We start from the raw sequence: 24461 nt of genomic DNA on the forward strand, positions 1-24461 counted from the left end.
CGGGTCCATCAGGGCCCGTGCGGTATCCTTTGCCCTTTCATGCAGTCCGGAAGTCCCTGATGTCGACCACCTCCAAACTGCGCCGCGACATCCGCCGGCGCCGTGAAACCCTGGCCGCCAACCGCGAGCAGGCCGCCACCCCGCCGGTCGAGCCGCATGCCGAACTGCGCGACCAGCAACGTACGCTGTTGGCCGGCGTGGTACGCCGCGATGGCGAGTGGGTGCTGGGCATGGATGGGCGTATCGCCGGCCAGACCACCAGCGCGGCACGCGTGCTGGCCTTGATCATGCAGGCCGCCGAACTGCACGAGCGGCAGGGCACGCCGGTCCGGCTGGTGTACTCGGACGCGTTGAAGGATGCCGCGCACGCCGAGGCCAAGGCCGACGGCATGGACTTCGAGCAGTTCAAGACCGAGCTGGCGGCCGCCCTGAAACCCAAGTCGTAGCGCCACGCCACGCGTGGTTGCACGTGGTCCCGGCCCATCGAGGCCGGACGCAGGCCAAAGCATCTGGGACACAAAAACCGGCCTTTCGGCCGGTTTTTTCATTGCAGGCTGCGGCCGGGCAGGGCCCGGCCCAACCGGTTACGGTGCCGCGGGCGCCGTCGGTGCGGCCGGGGCGGCAGCCGTGGCCGGCGGTACCTGCCAACCACACATCTGGCCCTGGTTCTGCTGCTTGAGCCATTCGTTGACCGGGGTGAAGTACTCGATCATCGGGCCGGCATCGAGCTTGTCGCCGCCGGTGATTTCCTTCAGCGTGGCCTGCCACGGCTGGCTGGCGCCCTTGCTCAGCATTGCCCAGAACTTCTGGCCGGCTTCCTTGTTGCCGTAGAAGCTGCACTGGTGCAGCGGGCCCTTGTAGCCGGAGGCGTCGCACAGGCCCTTGTAGAACTGGAACTGCAGGATGCGGGCCAGGAAGTAACGGGTGTACGGGGTGTTGCCCGGCACGTGGTACTTGGCACCCGCGTCGAAGAACTCCTCTCCGCGTGCGCTGGCCGGCGCCACACCCTGGTACTTGGCCTTCAGGTCCCACCATGCCTGGTTGTAGTGGTCCGGGGTGATCGAGCCATCGAACACACCCCAGCGCCAGCGGTCGATCATCAGGCCGAACGGCAGGAACGACACGCCGCTCAGGGCCATGCGCATCTGCGCGTTGATGGTTGCCTCGCGGCTTTCCTGCGGGGTGTCGACCAGGCCGATCGAGTTGAGGTACTGCGGCGTCATCGCCAGCACGATGGTGTCGCCGATCGCCTCATGGAAGCCATCGTTGGCACCGCCCTGGAACAACGGCGGCAGCGGGTTGTAGGCCAGGTCGTAATAGATGTGGCCCAGCTCGTGGTAGATGGTGGTGAAGTTTTCTTCGTTCGGCTTGATGCACATCTTGGTGCGCACGTCGCCTTCCATGTTCATGTCCCACGCGCTGGCGTGGCAGACCACGTCACGGTCCAGCGGCTTGATGAACTGGGTCTTGTCCCAGTAGGACTTCGGCAGTGCCGGCATGCCGAGCGATACATAAAAGTCCTGCGCGCGCTCGGTCATCTGCTTGGCGGTGCGCAGTTCGGCTTCACGCTGCGCCTTGTACAACGCTTCCACGTTCGCGCCGCTGCCGGCCTTGGCCAGTGCGCCACTGAGGTTGGTCTGGTACTGCTTTTCCAGCGCGGCGGTGATGTCCAGGTTGCCGGCACCGGGATACGGTTCCAGCTGGTCCCACAGGTTGGACCAGTCCTGCTGCCACATGTTGCCGGTCAGGTGCGCGGCGATCAGGCCGCCGTTGACCTCGGCCTTGTCCTTGCCGTACGTACCGTCGAGCTTGGTGCGGGCATAGCAGTGCAGCTGCTCGTACATCGGCTTGACCTGGTCCCAGAGACGGTCGGTTTCCGGACCGATCTGGTCGGCGGGCATGTCATAACCGCTGCGCCACATCTGGCCGGCATCGGCGAAGCCCATTTCCTTGGCGCCTTCATTGACCAGGCTGACGAAGCGTTCGTAATCGGCGCGCATCGGCTTGGTGGTGCCGTGCCAGCCCTGCCAAGCGTCGAGCTGCTTGTCGTAGTCGCGGCTGCGGGCGAGGACCTGTTCCAGATCGCCGAGCTGGCGGCAGGTCTGCGGGTTGGCTTCATCGGTGCAGTATTTGCCGGAGCCGTAGGCGCCTTCCATGCGGCTGGCGATGCGGGTCAGCTCGGAGAGCTTGGCCGGGTCGCGCGGGGCGGGCATGGAGGTCATCAGCTTGAGCAGGTGGATCTGGCGCTTGGTGTCTTCGCTCATGGGCTGGCCGTCGTACTGGCCGGCCTGGGTGATCCAGCCATTGAGGACGGTGAGCCAGCGTTCGTTGGCCTTGGCCGCGACGCGCTCGGAATCGTCGTTGATGTAGGTCGAGGACAGCCACTGGGCCGAGGTCATTTCCGGGTACATGGCTTTGTACTCGGCGTTGACGCGGGCGATGAACTGGTCCGCGGTTTCCTTGGACTGGGTGGTGCCCGTGGCCGGTGCATCGGCGGGGGACGGTTCCTTCTGGCAGGCCGCCAGCGTCAGTGCGGCAGCACTGACTGCCAGGGCCAGCAGGAGCGGGCGGTGGTTCACGGGCACATCCTTGGGTGGTGACAGACCGGCGAAGGCTAGTGAAGCGCCGGGCGCACCGCAAGGGGCAGGGCAGCAGGGTTCGCGTGGGATCGTAGCGCCAACGTCAACGGCGTGGCGTCATTGCATCCTGGTTTGGGTCGGTGCGGGCGGGTTGTCGGGACCCGCCGTGAACCCGTCCCTGGGGGCTCGATATGCGCCATCCATGGCGCATAACGGTCCCGCCAACCCACCCACACCGCCCCGTCGACAGTGGGTCGGTGTGCATGGAGAAACAACGGCGTTCAAAGCGAACGTTGACTGTCTAAGCGAATGTTTTGCCTTTGCCTGCCGTTCCGACAACGCAATCTGTGGGGGCGAGGCAGGCCATACCGTGGCGGGACCGTCGGGCGCCATGGATGGCGCACGTCGAGCCCCCAAGGACGGGTTTACGGCGCGTCCCGCCGGGGTATGGCCTGCCTCGACCCAAACGGAAGACCGAAAAGCTGGACAGCGCTTCGCTCAAGGCACTGGACACTGCGCGCCGAACGGATCAAACCTCGCACGACGCAAACAGATCCCGGTCACGTTCATACACCGAGGTCTTGATCTGCATCAGCCCCAGCACCGACGGGAACAGATTGTCGTGGTCGGTGTACTTGCCCGCACGCTCCCGCACGCAGGCCAGGTTGAGCCCGCGATTGGCCGCGAAGGACGGCGAGAACCACATCGTCATCGGCACGCGGGTCTGCTCCTGCGGGGCGATCGCATACGGCACGCCGTGCAGATACAAGCCCTTTTCGCCCAGCGATTCACCGTGATCGGAGAGGTAGATCATCGCCGTGTCGTAGTCGTCCATGCCTTTCAGCGTGCCGATCGTGCGCGACAGCAGGTGATCGGTGTACAGCAGCGCATTGTCGTAGCTGTTGGTGATCTGCTCGCGGCTGCACTTGCCCAGGTCCGGCGTGTCGCAGGTCGGCGTGAAGCGACGGAAGCGCGCCGGATAGCGTTCGAAGTAGCTCGGGCCGTGGTTGCCCAGCTGATGCAGCACCACCACGCGGTCGCCCGGTCTGGCGCGCACCTGGGTGGCCAGATCGTCGATCAGGATCTCGTCCATGCAACGCCCGTTGGCGCACAGGGTCGGGTGCCTGGCATCGTCCAGTGCCTGCATTTCCAGACCCTCGCACACGCCCTTGCAGCCGGACTGGTTGTCGCGCCACAAGGTGCTGATCCCCGCGTGGTCCAGCACGTGCAGCAGTGACTGGTGTGCGCGGATCTTCGTTTCGTCGTAGTCATGCCGCCCGTACGGCGAGAACAGGCAGGGCAGGGAGACCTCGGTACTGGTGCCGCAGGAGTGCATGTCCGGGAAGTTGATCACCCCGGCCTGGGCCAGTTCCGGCGTGGTCTGCCTGGCATAGCCGTTGAGGCCCCAGTTCTGCGCGCGTGCGGTCTCGCCCATCACGATCACCAGCAAACGCGGGCGGCCGCCCGCAGCACGTGGAGTCGCTTTGGCATCCATGCCGATCGGCAGCTTGGGAGCGCGCTGGATCGGATTGTCACCACGCAGTGCCTTGGGCAGGCCGAGCAGGAAGTTGCCGGGCGTGGCCAGGTAACGCACCTCGCGCTGGTTGCGCATCAGCGATGACATTTCCTGGAAGGACAGCATCGCCCCGCCGAAGGCGATCAGCGCCGACAGCAGCAGGAAACCGATGCGCCACAGCAGCGCCCTGCCCAGCGTGCGCCGGCGCAGCTGCACGCGCCACAGCAGCAGCATGGGGGCGAGGGCCAACAGCAGCAGCGGCAGGATCAGCGTAGGGGTGATCAGCTCGCCGCTTTCCTTGTGATCGGTCGCCAGCACGTTGCGCAGCATGTCCGCATCCAGATAGATGTGGTAACTGCTCATGTAGTGCGCGGCCAGTGCGGTGCCGAGCAGCAGCACACTGATCACGACCTTGGCATTCCAGCGCCAGACCAGCAGGCCCATCAACAGGCTGTGCGCGCCGACCAGGAACAGCAGCAGCGAGAGCGCGAAGCGGATGCTGCCCGGGTGGGTCGCCATCGCGTTGCGCCAGAACAGGCCATTGCAGGCCAGCGCGAAGAACACGCTGGTGAGCACGATCAGGGTCTCGGTCGTGCACTGCGGACGCCACGCACGCAGGGTGGCCAGTGCGGGAAAGCGCGCAACGCGTGGAAGGGTCGCGCTCATGCTGCGTCTTCCTGCGCGATGCCCAATGCAGCGCTGCGTTCGCGCAACCGGACGCGTTCAACCAGCAGATACAGGCTCAGCGATACCGCCCAGCAGGTGGCCAGCGTCCACAGGTCGTGCGAGAGAAAGTGGGCACCGCGCAACTGCTGCGAGAACCCGAACAGCCCACCGGCCAGCAGGCCGACCCCAAGGCCACGCCACCGCCACGCCGGGCGCACCATCAGGGCGAAGAAATACAGGCTGATCCAGGCGAAGCCAGCGCTGGAGTGCCCGCCGGGAAAACACACACCGCGCGGCATGCCGGTCGGGCGGATCGAGAACAGGCCGATGAACGGGCGGGTGCCGCCGTAGCGGGCCAGATCCCACGGGCAGTCCATGTTGGTCAGTGACTTGAGCAGCGAGACCAGACCGGTCCCCAGCGCGACCGCCAGCACCAGGTACAGCAGCGGCCAGCGCCATGCGGCCGCGCGCTCACTGCGCCAGGCGTGGGTGCACAGCACGATCGCCGCCAGTGCCGCGGCACTGCTGGCCCATTTGCCGGCGTGATGGATCAGGTGAGTGGTGACCCAAGCGTTCTGCAGCGCCCACTGTTGCCCCTCCAGGCGATACCACTGGTCGGCCAGCCACTGGTCGCCCCCGACGCCCATCAGCACAGCGCTGGCGAGCAGGGTCAACGCCAGCGGAGCCCAGAGGTGGTCGCGGAGGAAGCGCGGCGTGGCGGTCGCCACTGGCGCGGAGGAAACGGCAACGGTGGACGCTGGGAACATGGACAATGGGGCCGGCGGGAGATTCCGGCGCCATGGTCGTCAGCGGGGTGTCGGAGAGCGGTCGGAGCGATGTTGCCCGTCAGTTAAGCGCGACCCATCGTTCAGTCTTCTTCGTCCCGCCCGGTGTCGTTGGCCGTCACTGCGGCATGGCAGTCCGCTCGCCACGCGGTTCCCGGGAACAGCAGCCAGCGGTTGCGGTTGGCGCTGCCGATCTCGATCACCGCCGAGGGATCCACGCACGGGCTGATCGCCTCATCAAGCACCAGCAGCCAGCGCTGTGCTGGCGCCTGCGCCAGCCACGGGCCGGCGGCGTGCCATTGCTGCTCCCATGGCGTCTTGAAGCCGAAATCGGTCACCGGGCGGTCGGCCTGCAGCAGGTTCTGCTCGCGCCAGGCCACTACACCCAGCTCGGCCTCCGGCCCGATCCGTGCGCCCACCCGCTGCATCACGGCGGAGGCGGAGCTGTACGGATCCAGCGTGGGCATCAACACCCAGCCGTACAGATTCCAGAGCAGGAAGGCGGTCGCCACCACCAGTGCGCCCGCGCGCCGTTGGCGCCACCACAGCGCCAAGGCCAGCAGCGCCACGCCGAAGGCGATCAACCAGCCGCCCAGCACGGGCAGCAGTGCATCGGGCATGGCACGTCGGGCCAGCTGGAGGTGCGCCCACGCGCTGCCGCTCCACAGCTGCGTGCCGATGTACAGCGCCGCTGCGCCCAGCACGGCGACATACGCCCACAGCAGCCAGCGCAGCCCGGCCCGGCGCAGCAGCCCGGGCAGCAGCGGTGCGGCGGCCAGGCATAGCGCGGGCAGCATCGGGAAGAGGTACACCTCGCGCTTGCCCGGGCTGGCACTGAAGAAGACGAGTACCAGCAGCGCCCAGCCCAGCAACAGCCACCAGCGCCCGTCCAGGCGGTTGAGGCGGCGCCACCACGCGGGGATCAGCGCCGGCAACAGCAGGCTGCCGGGCAGCCACAACGTCGCCATCACCTGCAGGTAGTACCACGCCGGCTTCACGTGGTGCCAGGCGTTCGCGTAGCGGGTGCCGGTCTGCTTGAACAGCAGTTCGCGCGCATACGCGTGCAGGGCGGGGTCGGGCGAGTGCAGCAGCGCCACCCCCAGCGGTGCCAGCCAGACCGCGGTGCCGAGCAGGAAGGCCGGCAGCAGCCACCACAGATCGCGCGCGGTGCCCGGCGGCAGCGCCGTGCTACGGTTGCGCCAGCGCCACAGGGCAAACGGCACCAGCACCAGCAGCGGCAGGAAGCCGACGCCCTTGGTCACCGTGCCCAGGCCGGCGGCGAACCCGGCCAGCCACAGCACCGGCCGGTTGCGGCGCTCCAGCAGGTGGCGCAGCAGCCCCCACAGCGACAGAGTGGTCATCGCTACCAGAACCATGTCGATCTGGGCCCGTTTGGCCATCAGGCCGAACTGCAGGCAGCTGAACAAGGCGAGCATCGCCCACCAGCCGATGCGTCGGGTCCACAGGCGTCGGCCGAGGTCCCAGGTCAGCCACAGCGTGAGCAGCGCGGCCAGCAGCGAGGGCACCAGAAAGGCGAGGGCCCAGCCGTCGAACAGCTGATGGCTGGCCGCCTGCATCCACATGAAGACCGGCGGCTTTTCCGCATACAGCTCGCTGCCACGGTGTGGCAGCAGCCACTGGCCGGACGCGACCATGGCCCGTGCTGCGAGCACGAAACGCGGTTCATCGGGCGGGGAGGGCTGGCGCAGGCCGATGCCGGCGGCCAGTGCCAGCAGCAGAGCGAGGCAGACCAGCACACGCGGCCACCGCCGCAGGAAGAAGGAGTCGGGCACGCGCAGGCTCGTCGGCAAAACAGCCACTGTCTCCCCGACAGCGTAGGAAAAGCGTCGTAAACCACCCCATTGCGACCGGATTCCGACACGGTTGCCGCTACCATGCGCTCAACCGGTCAAGAGAGTCTCCCATGCGGCTGCTGGTCATTGAAGACAACCGTCAGCTGGTTGCCAATCTATTCGATTATTTCGAGTCGCGGGGCCATGTGCTCGATGTCGCGCCCGACGGCGTGACCGGCCTGCACCTGGCCGTGTCGCAGCCCTATGACGCGCTGATCCTGGATTGGATGCTGCCGCGCATGGAAGGCCCGGAAGTGCTGCGCCGGCTGCGTGCCGACCACGGTTCGGAAGTGCCGGTGATCATGCTCACCGCGCGCGACGAGCTGCCGGACAAGATCGCCGGCTTCCGTGCGGGCGCCGATGATTACCTGACCAAGCCGTTCGCACTGCCCGAGCTGGAAGTGCGCCTGGAAGCATTGATGGTGCGGGCCAAGGGACGCAACCCGCGCAAGGTGCTGGAAGTGGCCGATCTCAAGCTGGATCTGGCCACGCTGGAGGCGCATCGCGACGGCAAGGCGCTGCACCTGTACCCGGCCTGCCGCAAGCTGTTGGAAGTGCTGATGCGGGCCAGCCCGGGCGCGGTGACCCGCCAGCAGCTGGAGTTCGCGCTGTGGGGCGACGAGTTGCCTGATGGTGATCTGCTGCGCTCGCATGTCTACGAGCTGCGTCGCAGCGTGGATGGCCCGTTCCAGCAGAAGTTGATCCACACGTTGCCACGGGTTGGCTACCGTTTGGGCGTGTCGGCCGCGGACAGTGCAGATGACGCGGCATAAGCGCACGCCAACGCCAGCGCCGATGCACCGGCGCATGGTCTGGTGGTTGCTGGGCTACCTGGCGCTGATCTCGCTGGCGGTATTCAGTGTCGGCAACTACGTGCATGAACATGCCGAGCACTCGGCGTGGCGCGCCCTGCTCAACTCCGAGCTGGACAGCATCGTCAACCACATCGAGCACGAGCCGCACTATCGCTGGCAGGACTCGGACACGCTGCGGTTGTTCTACCTCAACGGCAGCCCGACGGTGCCGGAAAGCCTGCGCACCCTGCATCCCGGGCTGCACGACGGCGTGGAGGTCAACGGTCGTGCCAGCGCCGTGATGGTCCGGGAGACCACGCAGCTGGGGCGGCTGGCGCTGGTGCTGGACATCAACGACTTCCATGAGCTGGAACAGTTCGCTACGCGCTGGGTGCTGCTGGCCGGCGTGCTGATGATCATCGTCACCGTGCTGATGGCGTCCTTCGGCGTCGGTCGTCTGGTACGGCCGCTGAGCTCGCTGGCCAAACGCATCGACGACCTGCACCCTGGGGTGCCCGGGCAGCGGGTGGAGGTGGACCCGCGCGCCAGCTCCGAGCTGTACGTGATCGCCAATGCGTTGAACGACTATCTGGCGCGCAACGAGCAGTTCGTCGAACGCGAGCGGATCTTCATCAGCACGGCCAGCCATGAACTGCGCACGCCGATCGCGGTGATCACCGGGGCTGCCGAGCTTGCGCTGGGCCAGCCGGAGATCCCCGACCGCGCGCGCCAGCAGATGCAGCGTGTGCATCGCACGGCCCAGGGCGTGGAGCAGCTGATCCAGCTGCTGCTGGTGCTGGCGCGCGACCCGGCACGACTGGCAGCACTCGGCGAGCGCATTCCGCTCGATCTGCTGGTGCCGGACATCATTGAAGACCATCGTCACCTGATGGGCGACAAGGACCTGCGCATCGAGATCGATGGTCTGGCGCGGGTGGATATCGTCGCACCACTGGGCGTGGTCCAGGCGGCGATCGGCAATCTGCTGCGCAACGCAATCGAGAACAGCGGCCGCGGCACCATCCACATCCAGGTGTCGGATCAGGCGGTGGTGACCCTGCAGGATCCCGGGCTGGGCATGAGTCCGGAAGAAATCGCCGCCGTGCACGCGCGCATGGCACGAGGTGACCGCAATGAGCAGAGCGGGATCGGGCTGGAGCTGATCGCCCGGCTCTGTGAACACCTGGGCTGGGCGCTGCAGATCGCACCCTGCGTGCCACGCGGAACCTGTGTGATTCTCGATCTCGGTGCCTCGTTGCCGGAGGCCAACGCGCGTCCGTCGCTGCCTGAGACGTAATCAGCCCGCGCGCTGCGCTGCAAAGTGTGGCGTCGTGAAGACAATGTTAAGCTCCGGAGGCGCCGCTCTATGCGGCGCTTTTTTTTTATCCCTTCGATCGACAGAGGATGGCGTGATGCCGACCGAACCCAGTACTGCCCTGATCACCAACGACATTGTCGGCCTCGGCCTGATCGCCGCCACCCTGGCCGTGATCTTCTGGGCCGCCAGCGGCCCGACCCCGATCCTCAAGAAAATTTTCGCGTGGGTGCCGGCCCTGCTGCTGTGCTACTTCATCCCGGCCATCTACAACACTTCCGGCCTCATCGACGGCCACAACACCTCGCTCTACAACCCGATCGCGCGTGACGTGCTGCTGCCCGCCGCGCTGGTGCTGCTGACGCTCTCGATCGATCTGAAAGGCATCCTGAAACTGGGCCCGAAGCTGCTGGTGGTGTTCTGCGCCGGCACGCTGGGCATCATTCTCGGTGCGATCGTGTCGTTCCAGGCGATGTCCTGGATCCACCCGGCCACAGTGGCTGGCGATACCTGGAAGGGCATGGCCGCGTTGGCCGGCAGCTGGATCGGCGGCGGTGCCAACATGGTGGCGATGCGTGAAGTGTTCGGCACGGATGCGACCACCTTCGGCCAGTTCGCCGTGGTCGATGTGGCCTGCGCGAGCCTGTGGATGGCGGTGCTTCTGTTCCTGGCCAACCGCGCCCAGCAGATCGACACGCGCAATGGCGCCGATACCCGCGCCATCGATGAGATGAAGGCGCGGATTTCCGCCTACGAGGCACAGAACGCGCGGATCCCCAGCCTGACCGACCTGATGGTGATCGTCGGCGTGGCGCTGGGCGGCGTCGGCCTGGCGCATGCCATCGCGGCGCCGCTGAGCGGCTGGTTCAAAGCCAATGTGAGCTGGGCCAGTCAGTTCAGCCTGGACAGCGCGTTCGTCTGGGTGGTGCTGTTGTCCACGGCGCTCGGCCTGGGCCTGAGCTTCACCCGTGCGCGGCGCCTGGAGTCGGCCGGTGCCTCGCGACTGGGCACGTTGTTCCTGTATTTCCTGATCGCCTGCATCGGCATGCAGATGGACCTGCTCTCGCTGCTCGATCGTCCGTGGCTGTTCGCGCTCGGCGCGATCTGGATGCTGACCCACATCCTGGTGCTGTGGATTGCAGCCAAGCTGCTGCGCGCGCCGCTGTTCTTCTTCGCGATCGGCTCGCAGGGCAATATCGGTGCAGCCGCATCGGCCCCCGTGGTCGCCGCCGCGTTCCATCCGTCGCTGGCGCCGGTCGGAGTGCTGCTGGGCACCGTGGGCTATGCCACCGGGACCGGCCTGGCGTATGTGACCGGGCTGATCCTGAAATGGATGGCGGGCGCGTAACGCACGCTGCCCATGGTGTTCCTGGAGGCGGCCTTGAGGGCCGCCTTTTTTTTGTGCGCTTCGCTCCTCTGCGTGGCCAGTATGCAGCCCAGTAAAAACGGCGGCGCTTTCGCGCCGCCGTGTTGGAGTTCATCCGCTGCCGGACGTCAGCAGCAGCGTCCGCCGTTCTTGCCGCTGTAACGCGCCTCCTGGCGCTCGCGGAAGAACGTCTTGTAGTCCATCGGTACACGGTCGGGATGTTTTTCCAGCACGTGCCGGACGTAGTTGTCGTAGTCGGGAATGCCGCAGCACAGCCGCGCGGTCTGCACCAGGCGCCGCCAGATGCGGCGGTGGGCCTGGTACTGACCGGCGGGGACGAGTTCGGTACTCATTACAGGTCCGCCATCTGGTGCGGCTCAAGCGCCACGTACGGGGTTTCCTTGTCGGTCCGCTGCGCGGTGCGACGGGCCATGAAGATGGTCTTGATCGCGTAGAACAGGATCGAGAACACCACGAACAGGAACAGGACGGTCAGGCCGGTGTTGACGTAGGCGTTGACCACGATCTGATGCATCTGGCCGACGGTCTTGGCCGGCGCGGTCAGCGTGCCGCTGGCGATCGCATCCTGGTACTTGTGGGCCTGGGCCAGGAAGCCCTGGGCCGGGTTCTTGTCGAAGATCTTGATCAGGCCCGCATACGTGGTGCAGATCAGCAGCCACACCGCCGGCACGCCGGTCACCCAGGCGAAGCGGTCACGCTTCATCTTGAACAGCACCACGGTGCCGAGCATCAGCGCGATACCGGCCAGCATCTGGTTGGAGATGCCGAACAGCGGCCACAAGGTCTGGATGCCACCGAAGGGATCGACCACACCCGTGTAGAGCAGGTAGCCCCACAGCGCCACGCAACCGGCGGTGGCGATGATGTTGGCGGTCCACGATTCGGTCTTCTTCAGGGCCGGGATGAAGTTGCCCAGCAGGTCCTGCAGCATGAAGCGACCGGCACGGGTACCGGCGTCGACTGCGGTGAGGATGAACAATGCTTCGAACAAGATCGCGAAGTGATACCAGAACGCCATCATCGCGTTGCTGCCGCTGGGGATCGCCTCGTGCAGGATCTGCGCGATGCCCACCGCCAGCGTCGGTGCGCCACCGGCGCGGTGCAGGATGGTCGGCTCGCCGATCGCCGCGGCCGTGGCCTCCAGTTGCTCGGGGGTGATGATGAAGCCCCACGTATTGCTGATGTAGGCCGCAGCTGAGACCGCATCCGGGCCGATCACGGCTGCCGGCGCGTTCATGGCGAAGTAGATGCCCGGGTCGATGATCGAGGCGGCCACCAAGGCCATCACCGCGACGAACGACTCCATCAGCATGCCGCCGTAGCCGATGTAGCGCATGTGGCGCTCATTGGCGAGCAGCTTGGGTGTGGTGCCCGAGGCGATCAGGGCATGGAAGCCGGAGACCGCGCCGCAGGCGATGGTGATGAACAGGAACGGGAACATCCCGCCTTTCCAGACCGGGCCGTCGCCACTGGCGGCGAACTGGGTCAGGGCCGGCATCTTCAGTTCCGGCATGACGATCAGGATGCCGATCGCCAGCGCCACGATGGTGCCGATCTTGAGGAAGGTGGACAGGTAATCGCGCGGGGCCAGCAGCAGCCACACCGGCAGCACCGAGGCCACGAAGCCGTAGCCGATCAGCATCCAGGTGATCTGGATCCCGGTGAAGGTGAAGGCCGGGCCCCAGACCGGATCGGCGGCGACCTTGCCACCGAACCAGATCGCGGCCAGCAGCAGGATCAGCCCGACCACGGAGATCTCGCCGATCTTGCCCGGGCGGATGTAACGCATGTACACGCCCATCAGGATCGCGATCGGCATGGTCGCGATGACCGTGAACATGCCCCAGGGGCTTTCGGCCAGCGCCTTGACCACCACCATCGCCAGCACCGCCAGGATGATGATCATGATCAGGAAGGCGCCGAACAAGGCGATGGTGCCGGGCACCGGCCCCATTTCCTCGCGCACCAGGTCACCCAGCGAGCGGCCGTTGCGGCGGCTGGAGAGGAACAGGATCATGAAATCCTGCACCGCGCCGGCCACGACCACGCCCACCACCAGCCAGAGCAGGCCGGGCAGGTAGCCCATCTGCGCGGCCAGCACCGGGCCGACCAGCGGGCCTGCGCCGGCGATGGCGGCGAAGTGGTGGCCGAACAGCACGTGCTTGTTGGTCGGAACGTAATCCAGGCCATCGTTGTTGATCACCGCGGGCGTGGCCCGGGTCGGATCGAGCTGCATCACCTTGTCGGCGATGAACAGGCTGTAGAAGCGATACGCGATGAGATAGATGGAGACCGCAGCGACGACGATCCACAGCGCATTGATGGGTTCACCGCGGCGCAGTGCGACGGTGCCTAGACAGAATGCGCCAAGCAGTGCGATGACTGCCCAACCCAGTTTCGAAAAACCTTTCATGAGATTGCGTCTCCCTGGAGATCGTCGTAAGAGTCCGCCTTGGCACTGACGGGGTCAATGCAATGGCGGGGGCTTGCCGCTAGTACTTTGGTCGTAGGGTGGGTGTGGCGCGTGCCTGTACACGTCGCCGGAACATCACGCTTGGAACAATCGGTTGCGGGCATGACCGTTGGCCGGGGGGACGCATGAGCCCATCTTGTACCCAGTTTCCTCAGTCTGGAGTCACCATGAGCAGCCCAACCCCGGCGCGCGTGCTGCGCACCATCCGTGGCATGGCCACCTCCGATGGCGCCGGCGTGCGCCTGACGCGGGTGATCGGTGGCCCCTCGCTGCCCGATCTGGATCCGTTCCTGCTGCTGGATGAATTCGGCACGGACCGCGCCGAGGACTACATCGCCGGCTTCCCCAGCCATCCGCACCGTGGGTTCGAGACCGTGACCTACATGCTCGACGGGCGCATGCGGCACAAGGACAACCACGGCAACGAGGGCCTGCTCACGCCGGGCAGCGTGCAATGGATGACGGCCGGCCGCGGTCTCATCCACTCGGAGATGCCCGAGCAGGAATCCGGGCAGATGCGTGGGTTCCAGCTGTGGGTGAACCTGCCGGCGCGCGACAAGATGACCGACCCGAAGTACCAGGAGTTCGCCCCGGACCACATACCGGTGACCGCGCCGGCCGACGGCGTGCAGGTCAAGGTCATCGCCGGTGAGGTGGGTGACACCGTTGGGCCGATCGTGCAGCCGGCCACTGATCCGGTGTACCTGGACATCACCCTGGATGCACGCGCGGGCTGGAGCTACACGCTGCCGGACGGCCACAACGCCTTCGCGTACGTGTTCGAAGGGGGCCTGGAGATCGGCGAGGGCGACGACGCGCGCCCGGTGGCCAAGCAGGAAATGGCGGTGCTGGGCGGCGGTGAGCGGCTGAGCCTGCGCGCAGGCGACACGGGTGCGCGCCTGATCCTGGTGGCGGGCCGACCGCTGCGTGAGCCGGTGATGCGCCACGGGCCGTTCGTGATGAACACCAAGCAGGAGCTGATGCAGGCCTTCGTGGATTTCCAGGAAGGCCGTTTCTGAGGCGCGTTGGCACCGCTCGCTGGCCGGCAAACGCATGACACCTGACGGTGTGGGAGGCGCCGGCCAGCGGCCGGCGCTACCGTGGATGGCGGGATGAGTGCGGTGCACCGTCCCGGCCTCGTGCTCAGCGCCCGGCGGCCACGGCCGAGGGCGTCAGGTTCATGCCCTGCGCCAGCGATTGCAGCGAACCCAGTTCGCTCTTGTCGCCAGCGTACAGCGCGATCTGCGCGAAACGGTTCTTGTCGAACTTCACCACCGTGATCCGGCGCGTCTCATAGCCCGGCGGTTTCTGTCCACCCAGGTCGGGCTGGTACCAGTACAGCGTTTCACCGGCGAAGCTGCCTTTTTCCTGGCGCAGCGAGCGGTTCAACGGCAGCTCGGGATTGCGGGCGCTCAAGGTCAGGCTGAGCACTTCGCGCCCATCGGCGGCGGTGGCCTTGCACAGGATGAAGTCGCGTTGGGCGAGCTCCTGCCATTGCAGGCCGCTGCTGGCGGGCAGGGACGGACATTCGCTGGTCGATTGCGCCGCAACGGCGCCGGCAGTGACCAGCAGACACACACATACGACAGCGCGCAGGACGTTCATGGTTCCCCCAAGGTCGATGATCGCGTCCGTCGCTGACAGGCATTCCGGTGGCCGTCGACAACCCAGGCCGTGGTGGCGCATTCCCCGCGCGCGTACCGGATCACTCGCTGCCGTCAGTGTCGGACGAGTGATCGGGACCTTAACGGAATGTGACTCAGTGTACAAATAACGGTTTCAGGTGAACCTTTATGCGCTGACGCCGGGCGGTTCGGGGACCGCCCGGCCAAACCGTCAGCGGGGCGCGGCGCCCATCCATTTGTAGACGATGCCGCCGATCAGGCCGCCCAGCAGCGGTGCCAGCCAGAACAACCACAGCTGGCTGAGCGCGCCGCTGCCGGCGAACAGCGCCACGGCGGTGGAGCGTGCCGGATTGACCGAGGTATTGGTGACCGGAATGCTGATCAGATGGATCAACGTCAGCGCCAGGCCGATCGCGATCGGGGCAAACCCCGCGGGCGCGTTGCCGTGGGTCGCGCCCATGATCACGATCAGGAAGAACGCGGTGAGGACCACTTCACACAGGAAGGCGGCGGCAACGCTGTAACCGCCCGGTGAGAGGGCGCTGTAGCCATTGCTCGCGAACGCGCCGGCCTGGCTGCCATCGATCTGGAAACCCGGCGCTCCGGAGGCGATCTGCAGCAGGATGAAACCGGCCAGCGCGCCACCCAGCACCTGCGCCACGATGTAGGGAAGCAGGTCACGGGCGGGGAAACGACCGCCGGCCCACAGGCCGACACTGACCGCGGGATTGAAGTGCGCGCCGGAGACGTGCCCGAACGCATAGGCGCCGGTCAGCACGGTCAGGCCGAAGGCCAGCGCCACGCCCAGAAAACCGATCCCCAGCGGATTGCCATCACCACCGAACTTGGCGGCCAGCACCGCGCTGCCACACCCGCCCAACACCAGCCAGAACGTGCCCAGGAACTCGGCGGCCAGACGTTTGCCCATGCTCATCGACGTGCTCCACGTTACGCCCGGGGTGGGCAGGCGCAACGTAGCTGAATCGGGGTTCATCGGGGTGATGGTCGCGTCAACAGCCGACGAACGGTTGTCCGCCGACTGGGCGGCTCAGTAAGCAGGCAGCGGGATGAACTCTTTATCGTCGCCCGGAATCGTGCCGAAGCGGCCGGATTCCCAGTCGTGCTTGGCCTGCTCGATCCGCTCGGTGGAGCTGGAGACGAAGTTCCACCAGAGATGGCGTGGCCCGTCGAGCGGTTCGCCACCCATCAGCATTGCCTTGATCGGGGTCTTGGCGCGCAGGCGGCCGCGTGCCCCGGGCTCGGGAATGATCAGGTGCTGGGCAGGGACATCCACACCGTCGAGCTGGGCCTGGCCTTCGAGGATGTAGAGCGAGCGTTCGGCATGGCCGGTATCCAGGTCGATTTCCGCATCGGCATCGAGATCGATGGCAACGTTGAGGGTGTCGGCGAAGACCTTGACCGGCGATTCTTCGCCGTACGCGCGGCCGGCGATGACGCGCAGCCAGGCTCCGTTGCGGCGCTGCTGGGGCAGGGTCGCGGCAGCGTGGTGGTAGAACGCGGGGTCGGTGTCTTCAACGTCTTTTGGAAGCGCCAGCCAGGTCTGCATGCCGTGCAGCGGGTGGTCGTGTTCGCGTTCGACGGCAGGCGTGCGTTCGGAGTGGGCGATGCCGCGGCCGGCGGTCATCCAGTTGACGTCGCCGGGGCGGATGACCTGGTCCGAGCCGAGGGTATCGCGGTGGCCGATGGCGCCGGACCAGAGGAAGGTGACGGTGGCCAGGCCGATATGCGGATGGGGGCGTACGTCGATGCCGGTGCCCGGGGAGAGCACGGCCGGGCCCATCTGGTCGACGAACACGAACGGACCGACACTGCGCGCCTGCAGGGTCGGCACGGCGCGGCGGACCTGCAGGCCACCGATGTCATGGATGCGGGGGGCGATGATGGTCGTCATGCGGGCGGTCTCGCTGGCGGGGACAGAGCGGGAGGATCGCATGCGGGGTGTGGGGGTGGGAGGCCTGTATCGGTAACAGGTTGTTCTGGTTGCACGCAGGCGGACACAAACAAAAACGCCAGCGTGCGCTGGCGTTTTCGCGATCCTCAGATCACCGGTTCGCGCAGTACCGGCGAATCCCAGCCCGGGCGCGGGGCGAAGCGATCGCCGTAGCGCTGCTGCAGGACCTTGAGGCGTTCGACCAGGGCATCGGCGCCGGTGGCGCGGATGTACTGGATCGGGCCGCCGCGGAACGGGGCGAAGCCGGTGCCGAAGATCACGCCGGCATCCAACAGGTCGGCGTCGGCGACGACGCCGTCGTGCAGGCAGGCCACGGCTTCGTTGAGCAGTGGCAGGATCAGGCGGTCTTCCAGATCGGCCGGCACCTCGTAGTTGGCGGGGACGTCCGGCTTCTGGGCGCGGCCGTTCTCCCACTTGTACAGGCCTTGGCCGTCCTTCTTGCCACGCTTGCCCTGTTCCACGGTCGCCAGGGCGGCCGGTACCTGCAGGCCGAGGAAGGGCGCCAGTTCCTTGCCGACGCCGGCGGCCACATCCAGGCCAACGGTGTCGAGCAGTTCGATCGGGCCCATCGGCATGCCGAACTTCACCGCAGCCTTGTCCAGCACCGGGCCCGGCACGCCTTCGGCATACGCGGTGGCAGCTTCAAGCATGTACGGGAACAGCACGCGGTTGACCAGGAAGCCCGGGGTGCCGGCGACCGGCACCGGGAACTTGCCCAGTGCCTTGCAGAAGGAGGCCAGGCGGCGCTCGGTCTCCGGCGCCATGCCCTCGTGATGGATGATTTCCACCAGCGGCATCTGCGCGACCGGGTTGAAGTAATGCAGGCCGGCGAACTGCGCCGGGCGCTCGATGTGGTCGCGCAGTTCGTCCAGCGGGATCGAGGACGTGTTGGTGGTCAGCAGCGCATCGGCCTTCATCCTGGGCTCCAGCGACTGGTACAGCTCGCGCTTGGCCTCCGGGTTTTCGATGATGGCTTCGATCACCAGATCGGCCTGGGCGACGCCCTCGCCAGCGAGATCGGCTTTCAGGCGCGCCGCCACGGCCGGACGCTTGCTGTCGTCCTTCACCCGCTTGGCGAACAGTGCCTGCGCGCGTTCCATGGCCGGGTCGATGAAGCGCTGCTCGCGATCCTGCAGGGTTACGTTGAAGCCCTTGTAGGCCGACCACGCCGCGATGTCGCCGCCCATCACGCCGGCGCCGACCACATGTACGTGCTGGATGCCGTGGTCCTTGCCGCCCAGTGCCTTCAGGCGCTCGGTCAGGAAGAAAATGCGGATCAGGTTGCGTGCGGTCGGGGTGCCGGCCAGCTTCACCACAGCGCGGCGTTCGGCATCCAGACGCGTCTGGATCGGGCTGCCACCGGTGCGTGCCCAGGTGTTGATCAGTGCGTAGGGAGCGGGGTAATGCTCCTTGCGCGCCTTGCGGGCGACCTGCTTGGCCATCTGCGGGGCGAGCAGCTTGCGCGCCAGCCAGGTATTGGTGATCCACGCGGTCGCGCGCTGCTTGAATGGGCGGGTAGTGCCCTTCAGCGCGAGCGACACGGCGGTATCGAGCAGCACGGCCGGTGCGACGACCTTGTCGACCAGGCCGATGTTGCGCGCGGCCGAGGCCGACAGATTGCGGCCGGTCAGCATCATGTCCATCGCCGCCGGGGCGCCGACCAGCTGCGGCAGGCGCGAGCTGCCGCCCCAGCCCGGGAAGATGCCCAGCTGGGTTTCCGGCAGGCCGATGCGGGTGGAGGCATCGTTGGAGGCGACGCGATAGCGGCAGGCCAGCGCCAGCTCGGTGCCGCCGCCCAGGCAGTGGCCGTGGATCGCCGCGACGGTCGGGCAGGGCAGTTCGGCCAGCTTCTGGTACGTGCTCTGGCCACGGCGGATCGCGTCATTGACGGTGCCGCGGCGGTCGAATTCCTGGAATTCCTTCAGGTCCGCACCGGCGATGAAACCGGCGGCCTTGATCGACTGGATCACCACCGCCTTGGGCGGGTCCATCGCGATCCGCTCGATCAGGTCGCCCAGCTCGAGCAGCACGTCCTGCGACATGGCATTGACGCTGCTGTCCTGGCGGTCGAGGCTGAGCACGACGACGCCATCGTCACGGATCTGCGGGTGCCAATGCGAGAAGCGGAGCCCATCGAAGCCTGAGAGCATGGGAACGTTCCATCCGGTTGTGTATGGAGAAGGGGGCTATGATCCAGAGGTTGTTTCCTCCCCGTCAAATCCCTATAGCTGGGGAGAGAAGCCGCCGATCCATTGCCTGGATCGGAAACCTTAACGGAACGGTGGTTAAAAGCTGGTGCGGCGCGGTGTGATCGAGCGCTGAACTTTTCCCGGGATTGGCAGTCTCATTGCCCGACGTCGGTTGGGCTGACAGGAGTGCGGCCCCCCATGGCCGAGGTTGAAACACCACAGGAGCTGGACCTGGAGCTGGTCCGACGTGTGCAGCGTGGCGAGAGCGCGGCGTTCGATGTCCTGGTGCGCAAGTACCAGCATCGGATCATCGCGCTGATCGGGCGCTACATCGCGGACTGGAGTGAATGTCAGGACGTGGCCCAGGACACTTTCGTCCGCGCGTATCGCGCGATCGGCAGTTTCCGCGGCGACGCCCAGTTCTATACCTGGTTGCACAGGATCGCCGTGAACACTGCCAAGAACCATCTCGCCGCCCACAACCGCCGCCCGCCCACCGATGACATCGAGATCGGGGACGCCGAACAGTTCGACAGCGGTACGCGTCTGCGCGACACCGACACGCCCGAGCGCGAGTTGATGCGGCAGGAGCTGGAACAGACGGTGATGAAGGCGGTCTCCGCGCTGCCTGAAGAACTGCGATCGGCCATCACCATGCGCGAGGTGGACGGCCTGAGCTACGACGAAATCGCGCAGAAGATGGGGTGTCCGATCGGCACCGTGCGGTCGCGGATCTTCCGTGCCCGCGAGGCGATCGACACTGAACTTCGGCCGCTGCTCGATGTGGGCAGCGCCACCCGCGAGAAGAGCCGCGCATGAGCCACGATATGTCCAATGATGCTTCCCGGGGCGCGTCCCCCGATAAATTCGACGCCCATTACCGGCAGCAGCTGTCTTCGTTGATCGACGGTGAGCTGTCGGCCGATGAAGCCCGTTTCATGCTGCGTCGGCTGGAACACGATGAGGCGTTGTCCAGCTGCAACGAGCGCTGGCAGATGCTCGGCGATGTGCTGCGCGGGCAGGCCTGCGCACCGGCGCCGGTCGATTTCGCCGAGCGGGTCCGCGTTTCCGTGGCCGCTGAGCCGGCACCAGCGATGCAGGCCAATGTCGAGCGCAGCCAGGGCCGCAAGGAACGCCGTGGCGGCTGGCGTCGTTGGGGCGGTGGCGCGGCACTGGCCGCTTCCGTCGCGGCCGTGGCGATGTTCATGACCCGCGAGCAGTTGCCGGACCCGGCAGCGCTGGACGCGCCGACCACGATCATCGCCAGCCAGGCCGAGCTGCCGCCCGCGCCCGCGCCCGCGCCGGCGACCGAAGCCTCTGCCGCCGAGCAGGCGCTGGCCGTAGCGGCGGTTCCGGCTGCAGCCGTGGCGGCCGCCAGCCGCCGCCAGGACGTGGCCAATGCGCGCCGCGCCAGTGCCACCCGCACCCAGCAGGCGGCACGCAGCGCTGCCGAGCGCAGTGCCGAGCCGCAGCGTGCGGTCGCCAGCCAGGCGCCGCTGACGCCGGCCGTACCGGCGGCCACCGCGCGCCAGTTCCCGTTCGGTGAGGTGGGCAATCTGCAGGCCAAACCGTGGCCGCGCTCCAGCCTGGCCCCGGCCGCGGGCGGCGCGCTCAATGCCAGCTTCTCCACGCAGGCACCGCAGGCCGCGTTCTATCCGTTCGAGCCGCGTCTTCAGGAATCGGCCGACACGGCCGAACCTGCGCGCCGGCACCGCGACTGAACATCGTTGCCCTGACGTTCCGCTCCGGCCTGTGCGCCGGAGCGCTCCCCCCCCCGCTTTGTTCCCTGACCCGGAGGTTCGTGTCTGATGACCGCCCGTATCCGTACCCATGCCCTGGCGCTGATCGCCATGACCCTGCCGCTGGTGGCCTGCGCTCAGTCGCCATCGCCGACGACCCCGGCCGCACCGGCCGCCGCCGCACCGCGGGCACCTGCGCCGCAGTTGGTCAGTGGCCTGCCGGACTTCACCAACCTGGTCGAACAGGTCGGCCCGGGCGTGGTCAATGTCGAAACCACCATCGTGCGCAGCAACCGCCAGGCCCGGACCATGGGGCCGGGCGGCGACGATGAAATGCCCGAGTTCTTCCGCCGCTTCTTCGGCCCGGACTTCCAGATGCCGGGGCAGGGCCCCGGTGGCCAGGACGACAGTCCCCGCATCCAGGGCCGGGGCATGGGCTCGGGCTTCATCATCTCCGCCGATGGCTATGTGCTGACCAACTATCACGTGGTCGCCGACGCCAGCGAAGTGAAGGTCAAGCTGGGCGACCGCCGCGAGTTCACCGCCAAGGTGATCGGCAGCGATCAGCAGTACGACGTTGCGCTGCTCAAGATCGACGGCAAGAATCTGCCGACCGTACGCGTGGGGGATTCCAACACCCTCAAGCCGGGCCAGTGGGTCGTCGCGATCGGCTCGCCGTTCGGCCTGGATCATTCGGTCACCGCCGGCGTGGTCAGCGCGGTGGGCCGCAGCACCGGCGGCGCTGACCAGCGCTACGTGCCCTTCATCCAGACCGATGTGGCGATCAACCAGGGCAACTCCGGCGGCCCCCTGCTCAACACCCGCGGTGAAGTGGTCGGCATCAACTCGCAGATCTTCTCCGCCTCCGGCGGCTACATGGGCATCAGCTTCGCGATCCCCATCGACCTGGCCATGGGGGCAGTCGAACAGATCAAGAAGAATGGCCGGGTCAGCCGCGGCCAGCTGGGCGCGATGGTCGGGGCGGTCACGGCGGACGTCGCGGAGGGCTTCAAGCTGCCCGACAGCCGCGGCGCACTGGTCAACCAGCTGGTGCCCGGCAGCGCTGCCGCCAAGTCCGGCCTGGAGGTCGGTGACGTGATCCGGTCCGTGAACGGCACGCCGATCAACGTGTCCAGCGACCTGCCGCCGTTGATCGGTGCCCTGCCGCCGGGAACCAAGGTGCGCATCGTGGTGCTGCGAGAGGGCAAGGAGCGCGAGATCACCGCCACGCTGACCGAGTTGGCCGAGGACGCCGATCGCGGCAACGCGCCCCAGACGGCCGACGCGGCCAAGCCGGAAACCGGTGCCAATGCCCTGCTGGGCCTGGAAGTGGCCGATCTGACCGCGCCGCAACGCCAGCAGCTGGGCCTGGCCTCGGGCGAGGGCGTGCGCATCACCCGGGTCACCGGTCAGTCGGCACGGGATGCGCGCCTGTCGCAGGGCATGGTGGTGCTGCAGGTCGGGCGGACCCCGGTCGGCAGCGTGGCCGCGCTGAACAGGGCACTGGGCGGTTACAGCAAGGGCGATGTGGTCATGTTGCTGGTCCGTGCCAACGGCAACAGCGCGTTCGTGCCGGTCAAGGCCGGCCAATAAGCCCGCCCCGCCTGCGTTTCCGGGCCCGCTTCGGCGGGCCCGGTCGTTTCTGGGGGGCCGTTGGCGACAATCGCTACCGGGCCCACGCGGGACCGGGCCGGCCATGCGATAATCCGCAGTCATCCTGACGACGCGACGCGCCGCCGCCACCTATGTCTTCTGATTCGATGCGGTTCATCCGCAACTTCTCCATCATCGCCCACGTCGACCACGGCAAGTCCACGCTGGCCGATCGCATCATCCAGCTTTGCGGCGGCCTCCAGGCCCGTGAGATGGAGGCGCAGGTGCTCGACTCGAACCCGATCGAGCGCGAGCGTGGCATCACCATCAAGGCCCAGTCGGTCTCGCTGCCGTATGTCGCCAAAGACGGCCACACGTACCACCTGAACTTCATCGACACCCCCGGGCATGTCGACTTCTCCTATGAAGTCAGCCGCTCGCTGGCCGCCTGCGAAGGCGCGCTGCTGGTGGTCGATGCGGCCCAGGGCGTGGAAGCGCAGTCCGTCGCCAACTGCTACACGGCCGTCGAGCAGGGGCTGGAAGTGGTGCCGGTGATCAACAAGATCGACCTGCCCACCGCCGATATCGACCGTGCCAAGGCCGAGATCGAGGCCGTGATCGGCATCGATGCGACCGACGCCGTGGCGGTCAGCGCCAAGACCGGCCTGAACGTGGGCGACGTGCTGGAGGCGATCGTGCATCGCATTCCGCCGCCGGTGCCGCGCGATACCGACAAGCTGCAGGCGCTGATCATCGACTCGTGGTTCGACAACTACCTCGGCGTGGTCTCGCTGGTGCGCGTGATGCAGGGCCAGATCAAGGCCGGCGACAAGTTGCAGGTGATGTCCACCGGCCGCAATCATCAGGTCGACAACGTCGGCGTGTTCACCCCCAAGCGCAAGGTGCTGCCGGCACTGAACGCCGGTGAGGTGGGCTGGGTGACGGCCAGCATCAAGGACGTGCACGGTGCGCCGGTCGGCGACACCCTGACCCTGGCCGCCGATCCGGCCGCCAAGCCGCTGCCGGGCTTCCAGGAAATGCAGCCGCGCGTGTTCGCCGGCCTGTTCCCGGTCGATGCCGAGGATTACCCGGACCTGCGCGAAGCGCTGGACAAGCTGCGCCTGAACGATGCGGCGCTGCGCTTCGAGCCGGAAAGCTCCGAAGCGATGGGCTTCGGCTTCCGCTGCGGCTTCCTGGGCATGCTGCACATGGAAATCGTGCAGGAGCGCCTGGAGCGCGAATACAACCTGGACCTGATCAGCACCGCGCCGACCGTCGTCTATGAAGTGCTCAAGACCGACGGCAGCATCATCAACATGGACAACCCGGCCAAGCTGCCGCCGGTGAACATGGTCGATGAGATCCGCGAGCCGATCATCCGCGCCAACGTGCTCACCCCCGAGGAGTACATCGGCAACATCATCAAGCTGTGCGAAGAAAAGCGCGGCAGCCAGATCGGCATCAACTACCTCGGCAGCCAGGTGCAGATCAGCTACGAGCTGCCGATGGCCGAAGTGGTGCTGGACTTCTTCGACAAGCTGAAGTCGGTCAGCCGCGGCTATGCCTCGCTGGACTACCACTTCGTGCGTTTCGATGCCGGTCCGTTCGTCCGCGTGGACGTGCTGATCAACGGCGACAAGGTCGATGCGCTGTCGCTGATCGTGCACCGCAGCCATGCCGACCGCCGCGGCCGCGAACTGTGCGAGAAGATGAAGGAACTGATCCCGCGCCAGCAGTTCGACGTGGCCATCCAGGCCGCCGTCGGCTCGCAGATCATCTCGCGCACCACGGTCAAGGCGATGCGCAAGAACGTGTTGGCCAAGTGCTATGGTGGCGACGTTTCGCGCAAGAAGAAGTTGCTCGAAAAGCAGAAGGAAGGCAAAAAGCGCATGAAGCAGGTCGGCCGCGTGGAAATCCCGCAGGAAGCCTTCCTGGCCGTGCTGCAGATGGACAAGTAAGGCCGGACGGCCTCCCG

19 protein-coding genes are annotated in these 24461 nt (G+C 66.8%); 9 read left to right on the plus strand and 10 right to left on the minus strand.

The window, feature by feature from the left end; translation table 11 throughout:
- Positions 1-59: 59 nt before the first annotated feature.
- Positions 60-446: a hypothetical protein gene (locus tag EDF74_RS13080; protein ID WP_123730505.1), complete on the plus strand. Its 387-nt coding sequence runs from the start codon at positions 60-62 to the stop codon at positions 444-446.
- Between the two features lie 138 nt (positions 447-584).
- Here the strand turns inward: EDF74_RS13080 and EDF74_RS13085 are convergent, their stop codons facing one another.
- From EDF74_RS13085 to EDF74_RS13100, 4 genes are all read right to left on the minus strand, one after another.
- Positions 585-2579 (minus strand): M2 family metallopeptidase, encoded by a 1995-nt coding sequence (locus tag EDF74_RS13085; protein ID WP_123730506.1) that lies wholly within the window; start codon positions 2577-2579, stop codon positions 585-587.
- Between the two features lie 529 nt (positions 2580-3108).
- Positions 3109-4761, minus strand: a complete 1653-nt coding sequence (locus EDF74_RS13090) for a phosphoethanolamine transferase (protein WP_123730507.1) — start codon at positions 4759-4761, stop codon at positions 3109-3111.
- Positions 4758-5528: a phosphatase PAP2 family protein gene (locus EDF74_RS13095; RefSeq protein WP_123730508.1), complete on the minus strand. Its 771-nt coding sequence runs from the start codon at positions 5526-5528 to the stop codon at positions 4758-4760. The genes EDF74_RS13090 and EDF74_RS13095 overlap by 4 nt, the downstream gene beginning before the upstream one ends.
- 101 nt (positions 5529-5629) lie before the next feature.
- The gene (locus tag EDF74_RS13100) at positions 5630-7339 is read right to left on the minus strand and encodes an ArnT family glycosyltransferase (RefSeq protein WP_123730881.1); all 1710 of its coding nucleotides are present in this window, start codon (positions 7337-7339) and stop codon (positions 5630-5632) included.
- A gap of 131 nt (positions 7340-7470) precedes the next feature.
- Between EDF74_RS13100 and EDF74_RS13105 the strand changes: the two genes are divergently transcribed.
- The 3 genes from EDF74_RS13105 (at position 7471) to EDF74_RS13115 (ending at position 10856) form a co-directional block, all read left to right on the plus strand.
- Positions 7471-8172, plus strand: coding sequence for a response regulator transcription factor (locus tag EDF74_RS13105; RefSeq protein WP_123730509.1), 702 nt, complete (start codon positions 7471-7473; stop codon positions 8170-8172).
- Positions 8159-9490 (plus strand): sensor histidine kinase, encoded by a 1332-nt coding sequence (locus tag EDF74_RS13110; protein ID WP_123730510.1) that lies wholly within the window; start codon positions 8159-8161, stop codon positions 9488-9490. Before EDF74_RS13105 ends, EDF74_RS13110 begins: the two co-directional genes overlap by 14 nt.
- Before the next feature lie 115 nt (positions 9491-9605).
- Positions 9606-10856 carry a DUF819 domain-containing protein gene (locus tag EDF74_RS13115; RefSeq protein ID WP_123730511.1) on the plus strand — a complete coding sequence of 417 codons (1251 nt, stop codon included), beginning with the start codon at positions 9606-9608 and terminating at the stop codon, positions 10854-10856.
- A 146-nt stretch (positions 10857-11002) separates the two neighbouring features.
- On the opposite strand, the gene EDF74_RS13120 is transcribed toward EDF74_RS13115, so the two are convergent.
- Positions 11003-11227, minus strand: coding sequence for a YbdD/YjiX family protein (locus EDF74_RS13120; protein WP_019183464.1), 225 nt, complete (start codon positions 11225-11227; stop codon positions 11003-11005).
- Positions 11227-13308, minus strand: a complete 2082-nt coding sequence (locus EDF74_RS13125; protein ID WP_123730512.1) for a carbon starvation CstA family protein — start codon at positions 13306-13308, stop codon at positions 11227-11229. The genes EDF74_RS13120 and EDF74_RS13125 overlap by 1 nt, the downstream gene beginning before the upstream one ends.
- A 227-nt stretch (positions 13309-13535) precedes the next feature.
- Between EDF74_RS13125 and EDF74_RS13130 the strand changes: the two genes are divergently transcribed.
- Positions 13536-14387 (plus strand): pirin family protein, encoded by an 852-nt coding sequence (locus tag EDF74_RS13130; RefSeq protein WP_123730513.1) that lies wholly within the window; start codon positions 13536-13538, stop codon positions 14385-14387.
- Positions 14388-14511: 124 nt separating this feature from the next.
- On the opposite strand, the gene EDF74_RS13135 is transcribed toward EDF74_RS13130, so the two are convergent.
- The 4 genes from EDF74_RS13135 to EDF74_RS13150 form a co-directional block, all read right to left on the minus strand.
- Entirely contained in the window at positions 14512-14973 is a 462-nt protein-coding gene (locus EDF74_RS13135; protein ID WP_123730514.1) for a hypothetical protein, read from the minus strand.
- Positions 14974-15204: 231 nt separating this feature from the next.
- The gene (aqpZ, locus tag EDF74_RS13140; RefSeq protein WP_123730515.1) at positions 15205-15927 is read right to left on the minus strand and encodes an aquaporin Z; all 723 of its coding nucleotides are present in this window, start codon (positions 15925-15927) and stop codon (positions 15205-15207) included.
- 114 nt (positions 15928-16041) lie between these two features.
- Positions 16042-16905, minus strand: coding sequence for a pirin family protein (locus EDF74_RS13145; protein WP_123730516.1), 864 nt, complete (start codon positions 16903-16905; stop codon positions 16042-16044).
- Between the two features lie 146 nt (positions 16906-17051).
- Positions 17052-19115 carry a 3-hydroxyacyl-CoA dehydrogenase NAD-binding domain-containing protein gene (locus EDF74_RS13150; RefSeq protein WP_123730517.1) on the minus strand — a complete coding sequence of 688 codons (2064 nt, stop codon included), beginning with the start codon at positions 19113-19115 and terminating at the stop codon, positions 17052-17054.
- Positions 19116-19352: 237 nt separating this feature from the next.
- Here EDF74_RS13150 and rpoE point away from each other — a divergent pair, with 237 nt between their 5' ends.
- The 4 genes from rpoE (at position 19353) to lepA (ending at position 24444) form a co-directional block, all read left to right on the plus strand.
- The gene (gene rpoE, locus EDF74_RS13155; protein ID WP_123730518.1) at positions 19353-19973 is read left to right on the plus strand and encodes an RNA polymerase sigma factor RpoE; all 621 of its coding nucleotides are present in this window, start codon (positions 19353-19355) and stop codon (positions 19971-19973) included.
- A complete protein-coding gene (locus EDF74_RS13160) occupies positions 19970-20875 on the plus strand; it encodes a sigma-E factor negative regulatory protein (protein WP_123730519.1) in 906 nt (301 codons plus the stop codon). Before rpoE ends, EDF74_RS13160 begins: the two co-directional genes overlap by 4 nt.
- Before the next feature lie 87 nt (positions 20876-20962).
- Entirely contained in the window at positions 20963-22486 is a 1524-nt protein-coding gene (locus EDF74_RS13165; protein ID WP_123730520.1) for a DegQ family serine endoprotease, read from the plus strand.
- Positions 22487-22653: 167 nt separating this feature from the next.
- On the plus strand, positions 22654-24444 hold the full coding sequence (gene lepA, locus EDF74_RS13170) for a translation elongation factor 4 (protein WP_184997305.1): 1791 nt from the start codon (positions 22654-22656) through the stop codon (positions 24442-24444).
- Positions 24445-24461: the final 17 nt, after the last annotated feature.

Origin of the sequence: Stenotrophomonas rhizophila (genome assembly GCF_003751305.1) — a bacterium.
Taxonomy (GTDB): domain Bacteria; phylum Pseudomonadota; class Gammaproteobacteria; order Xanthomonadales; family Xanthomonadaceae; genus Stenotrophomonas; species Stenotrophomonas rhizophila_B.